Consider the following 9,465-nt stretch of genomic DNA (forward strand, 5'->3'; position numbering starts at 1 on the left):
CCCCCAGACCGGTGACGATCTCGTAGTGGACGCTCACCTCGTCGTCGGACAGCCACCCGCGCGCATGCGAGATGTGCGCGGCCACCAGCATTCCCAGCGCAATCGCGGTGCCGTGCGGCAGACCCGCCGCGCCGCGCACGCGATGATCGCAGATCTCGATGGCGTGGCCGACGGTGTGACCGTATTCGAGGACCAGCCCCGCGCCGCGCTCGTACGTGTCGTCCCGGGTGACCGCGGATTTCGCGGCAATGCTGGCGTCCAGCAGCCACAGCAGCGAATCCGGTGCGGTCATGTTCCCGATCACCGCCCGCAACCCGGCCAATGCGGACGGGTCGATCGCGAGGCAGTTCTTCGCCATTTCGCACAGGCCCGAACGCAATTCACGCTCGGGCAGGGTGGTGAAGAACTCGACGTCGGTGAATACCGCCTCGGGCGCGTAATAGGTGCCCAGATGGTTCTTGCCCACTCCGCTGTTGATGGCCTGCTTGAGCGAGAGCACCGAATCCATCGCCGCGATGGTCGTGGTCGGCACGTGCACCAGCCGCACACCCCGGAACAGCAGATTCGCCATCAGCCCCGCCAGATTGCCGGGCACGCCACCCCCGAAGGACACCACCACCGACCGTCGCGTGATGCCCGCGCGCAAAGCGGTTTCCAGGTGGCCGGACAGGCAGGTCAGCGTTTTCATGGACTCGCCGGAGGGATGCGAAAGGATCAGGGACGGAATCGATCCGGCCAGCCGGTCGATATCACGGCGGTAGCGGGACAGCACCTCGTCGTCGGTGACGAATACCAGCCGGTCCGCGCCCAGCGCGGCGATGGCCGCACCGATCTCGGTGATGCAGTGGCGACCGAAATAATAGGGAAACGATCGTTCCCCGATCACTATCGGGCGCGACCGCAGCCCCGATTCGTCGCCCGACAATGAATTACTGGCCATTTCCGGTGCCGCTCCTCGCTATTCGCCGATACCCCCATCGACTCCCCGGCCGGCGCCGCTGCCGTCCCTCGCACGGCCAATATCGAATGCGAGCTCCCCGCTTGGCAACCGCTCGGATACCCCAGTCATGAGCAGGCGAATTCGCGAGCACCACTGCGCGAAACAGGTTTCCGCAGCGCGACCACCGGCGGTGGTACCGCCGCATCCTGGCACCCCGGCTCGTCGTTCCACCGCACCCGTCGGCGGGCGGGCACCTAGGGTGGAGCCACGCTGATCTGTTCGAGGGGATGCCGTTGGCCGACAACGAATTCGGGCTGCCGAGCGCCGAGGGGCTGCGCGCGCCCACACTGGCCGAGTTCGTGCGCGAGCGGCGCGCACGGGCCACCGGCCGGCATCCGGCGGGCCTGACCCGCAAGCAGCTGGCCGAGGCCACCCACGCCAGCCTGGGCTATATCGCCAAGATCGAACAGGGTGAGGCGCTCAATCCCGGCCCGGCCATTCTGGATTCGCTGGCGGCGGTGCTGGAGCTGGATGTGGCCGAGCGCATCCACCTCTACCACCTGGCCCAGCAGCGCCCGGCCGCCTCGTCCGCGCGGGCGCTGCGCGTCGGGGATCCGGCGGTGGGCGCGGTGCGCACCATTCTCGACGCGCTGCTGCCGCATCTGGCGGCGGCCCTCGACGACGGCTGGCATGTGGTGGCGTGCAACAGCGCCTTCGACGCGGCGCTGCCGGGATTGTCGCGACACGGCCACGTGCTGCGGTGGATGTTCACCGACCCGCGGGCACGCCTCGTGGTCGAGGAGTGGGAGCGCGAGGCCCAGTTGATGGTCGGGCGTTTCCGCGCCTACGCCGCCGGGTCCCGCGGCCGCGACGAGATCGACCAGCTGCTACGGGAACTGGGCGAGCAACCCGACTTCCGGCGGCTGTGGACCGCGGGACATGTGCACATCGGCCGCCACGACCCCACCTTCACGCTGCGCGATCCGCGCACCGCCACCGTGTTCGACGTGCGGGTGCAGCGCTATCGCGGGACCGCGCCGGGTCCGGCGCACCAGCTGTTCCTCGGACTGGTCGAGACCTGATCAGGACGGCAGGGCGGCGAGGAACTCCCGCAGCAGCGCGTTGACCTCGCCGGGGTGGGTGAGGTTCGGTGTCATGGCGGCCCCGGCGATGGTGTGCACCGGGGCCGGACTGCCCAGCGCCGCAGCCAGTTCCGCGACCTCCTCGGCGCTGGTGGCCTGATCGGCCAGCCCGCGGATCACCAGTGCCGGACAGTCGATGTCACCGAGCAGCTCGTGCACCGAGTCACGGTTGACCAGGCATTCGCCCGCCAACCGCATCCGATTGCGCGGGGCGGTGGCCCACTTCGCCCGCCACGGCTGCTGATCGGCGGCGGTGCCCCCGATCATGAGCGAGCACACCATTCTGATGGTGGGCCCCGGGGTCGCGCTGCTCGCCCACATGTCGAGCACCTCGCGGTACCCGGCACGCCGCTGCGGCGTCATGGCCGCCGCACTCGACCCGATCACGATCAGCCCCGCCACCCGCGGCCGCGCCAGCAGCGCCATGCGCACGGCCGTGAACCCGCCGTGCGCGACCCCGCCCACCACGACGCGCTCGAGACCCAGCTCGTCCACCACCACCCAGGCGTCACGGGCGAGATCCCAGTAGCTGAACGGGATTTCGTCGTCCTCGCCGGCCCCGTGGCCGCGCGAGTCGATGGCGATGATCCGGTAGTCGGGCGCGAGCGCGTCCATCTGCGGGGCGAACATCTCCTGGTCCATGAACAGGCTGTGTCCGAACACCACCGCCGGCCCCGGCCCGCCGGTATCGGTGTAGTGGATCTTGACCGATCCGCGGCTCGCAAACGGCATTCCGAAACTCTTTCGCTTCACCCGGCAGGAAGCGCTCACCGTAGCGCAGATTCCAGCTCGGATGGATGGCGTTGCGAGATGCGTCACGCGAGCGGCCCGGCCGGGCCTTTCACCACGAATGATGTTCTGCCCGTGGAAAATACGGCTAGACGCGCGGCTCCAACAGGTACTCGACCAGGGTGATGAGCGATTGCAGGCACGGATTGCGGTCCCGGGCGTCGAGCCGCAGCAGCGGCGTGCCCTGGTCGAGGTCGAGCGCATCGCGGACCTCGTCGAGCGGATGCTTGGGCGCGCCCTCGAAGTCGTTGACGGCCACCGCGAACGGCACACCGCGCTCCTCGAGGATGGACAGCGATTCGTCGGCCTTCTCCAGCCGGCGCGTATCGACCAGCACCAGCGCGCCCAGCGCACCGACGGCCAGGTCCTCCCAGATCGGCACGAACCGGCGCTGGCCAGGCGTGCCGAACAGGTACAGCGCCAGCCGCGGATTCAGGGTGATGCGGCCGAAGTCCATGGCCACCGTGGTGGTGGTCTTGCCCGGCAGCCCGGCCATATCGTCGACGCCGACGCTGGCCTCGGTGATCGTCTCCTCGGTGCGCAGCGGCCGGATCTCCGACACGCTGCCCACGAACGTGGTCTTCCCGACGCCGAAGTTCCCCGCCACCAGCAACTTTACGGTGCGGGTGACGGTCTCCGGCACATAGTCGACGACGCGCTCATGCGGAGAGAGCGCGGAGTCCATCGAGTACCTCCTCCAAAAGGGCTTTGCCCGGCAGCGCTTCCACCGGGGTCGGGACGGCCAGATGACCGCTGTCCAGTAGGTCCGCCACCAGGATCTTCACGACCGAGGGCGGCAGGTCCAGATAGGCCGCCAACTCGGCCAGCGTCAGCACGCCGCGGCGGGCGAGCTGGATGATGCGGCGGGCGTCGGCCGACGCGCCGGGGGCCGGATCGGCCACCGCGACAACCAGACTGACCAGATCCAGCACCCGCGTGGGGCGCGATCGGCCGCCGGTGCGCACATACGCCCGGACCAGATCGGGGTCGCGCCGCGGCCGGCTCATGAGCGCGGCAGATCCGCCCTGGTCCGCGACATACTGCCGAGCTCACGCCCGACCCGCAGGGCCAGTTCGTTCATCCGGTGCGCGACCAGGCTGACATCCACGTCCTGGGTGGTCGAAACACCCAGGAGCGCACCGGCTCCGGCGGCGGTGATGAAGATCATGCCGTCGGCGTACTCGGTCATGTTCTGGCGCACCGCATTGTCGGAGGTGCCGCCGCAGAACTCGGCGAGCGCCTTGCCCAGTGCCCGCAGGCCGGAGGCGGCCGCGGCGAAACGCTCGGCGTCGTCGATGCTCACGCCCCCGGTGTGCGCGATGCGCAGGCCATCCTCCGATAGCAGGACGGCGAACCGGACCCCCGGCGCTTCGAGATCGTCGAGCAACCAGGCCAGCCGGTTGGTGTCACTGACGGCGGTCGCGGGCGTACCGGTCACGATGTCATCCCTTCGGAGTGCTCGAACGCGGCCGCTCGACCGCGCTGGGAGCCGCTGTGCCAGGCAGCGGCGATATCGGGTCGCGCGGATGTCTCATCCACGACGACCGGGCGCACGGGTGCCGCCACCGACACCGACGCCGAGCGACGGCGCCGCTTGGGCAGACCGCCGGGAGTGAGTTCCTGAGGCACCGAATCCATGGCCACCACCGTGGGTTCCGGGTCGGGTGCCGGAATCCGGGCGGGCGCCGGCACGGGGGTCGGGGCGGCAACGGCCACGGGTGTCGGGGCGGGCGCGGCCAGCAGGGTCTCCGGAATGAAGACCATGGCGCGCATGCCGCCGTACATATTCGGGCCGTCGATGTAGACGGAGAAGCCGTAGCGGCGCGCGAGTGCGGCCACGCCGGGGAACCCGACGCGCGGGGTCGGGCCCAGCGCGTGGATGTCGACGAGCTGGTCGCCCGCGAGGACGCGGCGGGTCTCCTCGAGCTGCTCGGGGTTCATCCGCACACCGGCGTCGTCGATGATCACCGTGATGCCGTGGTGACCCTCCTGGAAACCGATGTCCACGTACGAGGTCGGCGGCGAGTAGCGCAGCGCGTTGTCGAGCAGGGTCGCGACGGTGTGCACCAGCGGTTCCACCGCGCGGCTCACGACCGGGCGGTCCAGCTCGGTGGCGCGCACCCGGGTGTAGTCGCGGACTCGGCCGGTGGCGCCGCCCACCACGTCGGTGAGAGTCTGCTGCGGCCAGCGACGGCCGGGCAGACCACCACAGACGATCACATAGGACTGCGCCTGGCGGATCATCTGCTGCACGGAATGGTCGATGCGGGTGAGCGTTTCGAAGGTCTCGTCGTTGCGGTGCTGACGCAGCGCGGCGCTGAGCACCTGGCTGACGTCCGCGCCCAGGCTCACCACCGAGGCGCCGAAGGCGCGCACCGCGGCCGAGGTGGCCTCGCGGGCGGAGCCCTCCACCTGGGCGCGGGCGGTGTCGGCGGCCTCGGCGACCGCGCTGCGCGAGGCCTCCCCGGCCTGCGCGACGGCGACGCGGGCGGCCTCCTCGGCCTGGGCGATGGCCAGCTGGGCCACCTCCTCGGCCTGGGCCACCGCGGTCTCACGCTCGGATTCGGCCTGCGCCACCGCGAGCTGCGTTTCGGTCTCGGCTTCGCGCCGGACCCGGTCGCGGGTCTCGACGGCCACCTTCTGCAGCTCCTCGCCGCAGCGGGCGGTCCACTGCCACACCAGCTCCGCGATGCGCGACTGCTCGAGCACGATCGGCAGATCCACGGTGGGGTTGTCGGGGTCCGAGCGTCGCACGGCGGCACCGATGGCGGGCACGACGTTCTCGGTCAGGTTCACGATCATGTCCTCGACCGCTACGTCACGGTTGGCCTGCTCGGCGCGCAGGGCAGCAACCCGCCCGCGTTCGGCGCGCATGGCACGCCACAGAAACAGCAGCCCGACCACGGCGAATACTAGCGCGGCAGCGAGAACCCAGGAAAGCAGCACGGCGTTGTCTTGATTCATCAATTCTCTTGTCGTCCGGCCGATCCTGAAATCGGCGGAGCCACCATAGCAGAATCCTCTGTCTCCCCTAACCTTTCGGTATCTCCGGGCAAACCGCAACCCGGAGCCCGTGCAGCTCACAGCATTTCACCGCGATTTGCCCCCCGAAGCCCCGATGCGGAAGGACCCGGTCACCCGGGCGATCCGAACCCGAGGTCCACGGCCCGACAATTGGTCACTCGACCACCAACCCGGATTCCATGCTGTCCCCGCCCCTCACCTGCGCCCCCGCCCCTGCCTGCACGCCGGCAACCTCCCGGTTCCCGCAGCAAAACACCGCGTGGCACCCGGTGGAGACCGCTCCAGCAAATCGTCTCCACCGGATGCCACGCGGCAACCGGCACTGCTCGCGCGGGCCTCAGCCGGCGGTGGCCACCGTCGTGGCAGTGACCGCATCGGCGATCCAGGGAACGACCGCCGCGCGCACATCGATCCGCCGGGGCAGCAAGCCGTTGGCGGTCAGCAGGTCCGCCGCGCGCTGTTGCTCATCGAGGAACTCCGCGGTCACCGGACCGACGCCGAAGGGCCGGCCACGCAGGGCCGCCTCCCAGGCATCGAGGTCGGCGGTGCCGCCGCGGGCGACGATATCGTCGACGAAGTACTGTGCGGCCGCGCGCGGGTTCTCGGCGATCCACGCGTCGGATTCCTGCAGGGCGGCGATGATCGCCTCCAGTTCCGCACGGTGCTGCTCGGCGAACCCGCGGCGGGTGAACCACAGTGACGGGTGGCTGAACACCGACTCGGTGTCGACGAGAGTGTGCAGTTCGGTGGTGGCCTCGAGCGCCGCCAGCGCCGGGTAGGCGCCGACCCAGGCGTCGAGTTCACCGGTGCGCAGCAGGTTTCCACCATCGTGGATATCGGTGTCGACCGGTTCGATATCGGCCCAGCCGAGGCCGACGCGGTCCAGGGCGAACAGCAGCAGGGTGGTCTGCCAGGAGCCATGGGCGATGCCCACCCGCTTGCCCTTCAGGTCCGCGACGGTCTCGATGCCGCTCCCGGCCGGGGCGACCAGGCGGCCGTTCTCGATGCGCGGGCCGGAAATGCCGACGTAGACGATGTCGCGATCGTTGCCCAGGGCGGTGATCGGCGGGGTGAAGCCGGTGCCGATGAAGTCGTAGCCGCCCTCGGCGAACAGCCAGTCCGAATGCTGGGACGGCAGGGCGGCTTTCACGTCGACTGGTGCGGGCTTGGGCAGTGCCCGCAGATCGACCCATTCCACCTCGGGCAGAGCGCGTTCGAGGATGCCGCGGTGGCGCAGGACGAACAGGGAGTTGTTGTGCGGGAAGTACCCGACGCGGATGCTCATGAAATCTCCTGGTGAATGCGGGTTTTCGGGGATGTGGTCGCGGTGGTCAGCTGGTGGCGGCGAGAGTGGCGGCCGGGCCGGGTACGGTGAGGCGGGAGCGGCCGAGCAGCGGCAGCACCTCCTCACCGACCCGGTACGCCTCTTCCAGGTGCGGGTTCCCGGCCAGGATGAACGCGTCCACGCCCAGGTCGATGAGTTCGTCGAGGCGCTGGGCGACCTGCTCGTAGCTGCCGACCAGGCCGAAGGCCGGGCCGCCGCGAATCAGGCTGAACCCGCACCAGACATTGGGCTGGACCTCCAGATCCCGGTAGCCGGCAATGGTTTCGGGGACCCAGCCCTGGATGCGGGCCGCACCCACCGAATCGCCCTGGGCGGCGCGGTTGGCGGCGTCCCGATCGACGAAGGCCCAGCCCTTCTCGATCTCGGCCCAGGCGGCCTCCGCGGTGTGGCGCGCCACGATGTCGATGCGGACGGCGAACTTCGGTGTGCGGCCGGTGCATTCGGCGTGTGCGCGCACGCCGTCGAATTTGGCGCGCAGGTCGGCGAAGGGCTCGAGCCAGGACAGGTAGTAGTCGGCGTGGTGGCCCGCGGCCTGCACGGCGGCGGGTGAGGAGCCGGAGAAGTACACCTCCGGGAACGGTTGCCCGGCCAGGGCGGGCGGCAGTGCCGCGCCCTCGGTGCGGAAGAAGCGGCCCTCGTGGTCGAGGGGTTCGCCGTCCCATACTCCGCGCAGCACCTCGAGGAATTCGCTGGTGCGGGCGTAGCGGTCGTCGTGGGAAACCTTGTCGCCCCACCACAGTTGGGCCGGTCCCCCGCCGCCGCTGATGATGTTGTAGACCAGCCGCCCGCCGGTGGCGCGCTGCAGGCTGGCCGACATCCGCGCGGCCTGCACCGGGTGCAGGAATCCGGGCTGGAAGGCGACCATGAACCGGTAGGTGGTGGTCTCGCGGGCCAGGGCGGCGGCCACCGCCCACGGGTCCTCGGTGATGGGGAACGACGGCAGCAGGCCACCGAGGAACCCGGCCGATTCCGAGGCGCGGGCGACGGCCGCGGCGTGATCGAGGTAGCTGTAGCCGTCGAGTTCGCCCGCGCGCACGGCCGGGGCGATATTGCCGGGACCGTAGCCGCCCGCGTGGCCGCGGTTGTAGCGGCGCGGGGTGCGCAGCGAGGCGTGATCGCCCTCCATGCCGATGCGCCAATAGATGTCGATGGTCATGCGGTGGCCTCCTTCAGGGTGCGGCCGGTCGGGTCGGCCAGGAACAGCAGGTGTTCCCCGGCGCGGTAGACCTCCTCGAGGTGCGGGTGCCCGGACAGCACCACGGTGTCGACGCCGGCCGTGGCGTACGCCCGCAATCGCCGCGCCACCTGCTCGTAGCTGCCGACCAAGCCGATGGCCTGCGGATATCCCAGCTGGGTGAAGCCCGCCCAGCGCCCGTCACCGAGGTCCAGCGCCTCCGCACCCGGCCCGTCCGGATTCAGTTCGCGCCATTGCCTTTCGACCCGGGCCCACGCCTCGGTCTCGGTCTCGCGGGCGATGACGGGCACCTCGACGCCCGCGCGCACGGTGCGCCCGGCCGCGGCGGACAGGGCCCGCAGTTCGGCGAGGGACGCATCGAGGCCCTGTGGCGTCTCGGTGAAGACGTGCACATCGCCGTGACGTGCCGAAAGTTCCAGCGCCGCGTTCGAATCCCCGCTCAGGTACACCGCCGGGAAGGGCAGGCCGGACAGGATCCCCCGGAATCCGCCGTCGATGACGTCGTAGTACTCCCCCGCGTAGTCGAACCCGGTGCCGCGGAATCCGGCCGCGGGCACCGGGTTCTCGTTCCAGACACCGCGCGCCACGGTGAGGAATTCCGCTGCGCGCGCGTACCGATCGTCCCCGGTGACGCGGTCACCGCGCTGTCGCGCGTCGTCGGCGTCGGTGTCCACCGCCAGCCGCCAGCCCAGTCGCCCCGCCGAGAACCGTTGCAGGGACGCCGAAACCTTCGCTGCGTAGACCGGTGTCCCGAAGCCGGGATGGAAGTCGACGACGACGCGCGCGTGCCGTGTGGCCCGCAGCGCCGCACCCGCCACGATCCACGACTCTTCGCCTGCCGGGTCGTAGGGCGCGAGTACCCCGTCCAGACCGGACAACTCGGCGGCGTGCACCACCTGGTGCAGGTCGTCGAACGGCCCGAACAGCCCGGCCCGGACATCGGTCACGGCAGGATTCACCGAGCGGCCCTCGACGCTCGCCGAGCCGCCTACCTCGTCCCGACCAGCGGCGACCACACCGAGAACGGGTG

10 protein-coding genes are annotated in these 9,465 nt (G+C 70.3%); 1 reads left to right on the plus strand and 9 read right to left on the minus strand.

The window, feature by feature from the left end; translation table 11 throughout:
• The coding region (locus tag ACFXN1_RS44340; protein WP_379463938.1) for an iron-containing alcohol dehydrogenase at positions 1–940 on the minus strand (940 nt) is incomplete at its 3' end.
• Positions 941–1,233: 293 nt separating this feature from the next.
• On the opposite strand from ACFXN1_RS44340, the gene ACFXN1_RS44345 reads away from it, so the two are divergent.
• Positions 1,234–2,022: a helix-turn-helix domain-containing protein gene (locus ACFXN1_RS44345; protein WP_379438978.1), complete on the plus strand. Its 789-nt coding sequence runs from the start codon at positions 1,234–1,236 to the stop codon at positions 2,020–2,022.
• Here ACFXN1_RS44345 and ACFXN1_RS44350 read toward each other — a convergent pair whose 3' ends face one another.
• The 8 genes from ACFXN1_RS44350 to ACFXN1_RS44385 form a co-directional block, all read right to left on the minus strand.
• Positions 2,023–2,814 carry an alpha/beta fold hydrolase gene (locus ACFXN1_RS44350; RefSeq protein WP_379438979.1) on the minus strand — a complete coding sequence of 264 codons (792 nt, stop codon included), beginning with the start codon at positions 2,812–2,814 and terminating at the stop codon, positions 2,023–2,025. It lies immediately after the preceding gene.
• 145 nt (positions 2,815–2,959) lie between these two features.
• On the minus strand, positions 2,960–3,556 hold the full coding sequence (locus ACFXN1_RS44355) for an ATP/GTP-binding protein (protein ID WP_379403187.1): 597 nt from the start codon (positions 3,554–3,556) through the stop codon (positions 2,960–2,962).
• Complete coding sequence (locus ACFXN1_RS44360) at positions 3,531–3,878, minus strand: DUF742 domain-containing protein (RefSeq protein WP_354832974.1); 348 nt, start codon at positions 3,876–3,878, stop codon at positions 3,531–3,533. Before ACFXN1_RS44360 ends, ACFXN1_RS44355 begins: the two co-directional genes overlap by 26 nt.
• Complete coding sequence (locus ACFXN1_RS44365; RefSeq protein ID WP_354832976.1) at positions 3,875–4,309, minus strand: roadblock/LC7 domain-containing protein; 435 nt, start codon at positions 4,307–4,309, stop codon at positions 3,875–3,877. The genes ACFXN1_RS44360 and ACFXN1_RS44365 overlap by 4 nt, the downstream gene beginning before the upstream one ends.
• A complete protein-coding gene (locus tag ACFXN1_RS44370) occupies positions 4,306–5,835 on the minus strand; it encodes an ATP-binding protein (protein ID WP_379403188.1) in 1,530 nt (509 codons plus the stop codon). The genes ACFXN1_RS44365 and ACFXN1_RS44370 overlap by 4 nt, the downstream gene beginning before the upstream one ends.
• Before the next feature lie 397 nt (positions 5,836–6,232).
• Positions 6,233–7,180, minus strand: coding sequence for an ABC transporter substrate-binding protein (locus tag ACFXN1_RS44375; protein WP_379438981.1), 948 nt, complete (start codon positions 7,178–7,180; stop codon positions 6,233–6,235).
• Positions 7,181–7,226: 46 nt separating this feature from the next.
• Positions 7,227–8,396: an LLM class flavin-dependent oxidoreductase gene (locus ACFXN1_RS44380; RefSeq protein ID WP_379438983.1), complete on the minus strand. Its 1,170-nt coding sequence runs from the start codon at positions 8,394–8,396 to the stop codon at positions 7,227–7,229.
• Entirely contained in the window at positions 8,393–9,394 is a 1,002-nt protein-coding gene (locus ACFXN1_RS44385; protein WP_379463942.1) for an LLM class flavin-dependent oxidoreductase, read from the minus strand. Before ACFXN1_RS44385 ends, ACFXN1_RS44380 begins: the two co-directional genes overlap by 4 nt.
• Between the last annotated feature and the right edge of the window lie 71 nt (positions 9,395–9,465).

Source organism: Nocardia sp. NPDC059154 (assembly GCF_042755705.1).
GTDB lineage: Bacteria > Actinomycetota > Actinomycetes > Mycobacteriales > Mycobacteriaceae > Nocardia.

Bases quoted from the DNA above. Each gene is read 5' to 3' on its own strand.
- ACFXN1_RS44350 (WP_379438979.1), bottom strand. From the start codon at position 2,814: ATGCCGTTTGCGAGCCGCGGATCGGTCAAGATCCACTACACCGATACC.
- ACFXN1_RS44355 (WP_379403187.1), bottom strand. From the start codon at position 3,556: ATGGACTCCGCGCTCTCTCCGCATGAGCGCGTCGTCGACTATGTGCCG.
- ACFXN1_RS44360 (WP_354832974.1), bottom strand. From the start codon at position 3,878: ATGAGCCGGCCGCGGCGCGACCCCGATCTGGTCCGGGCGTATGTGCGC.
- ACFXN1_RS44370 (WP_379403188.1), bottom strand. From the start codon at position 5,835: ATGAATCAAGACAACGCCGTGCTGCTTTCCTGGGTTCTCGCTGCCGCG.
- ACFXN1_RS44375 (WP_379438981.1), bottom strand. From the start codon at position 7,180: ATGAGCATCCGCGTCGGGTACTTCCCGCACAACAACTCCCTGTTCGTC.
- ACFXN1_RS44380 (WP_379438983.1), bottom strand. From the start codon at position 8,396: ATGACCATCGACATCTATTGGCGCATCGGCATGGAGGGCGATCACGCC.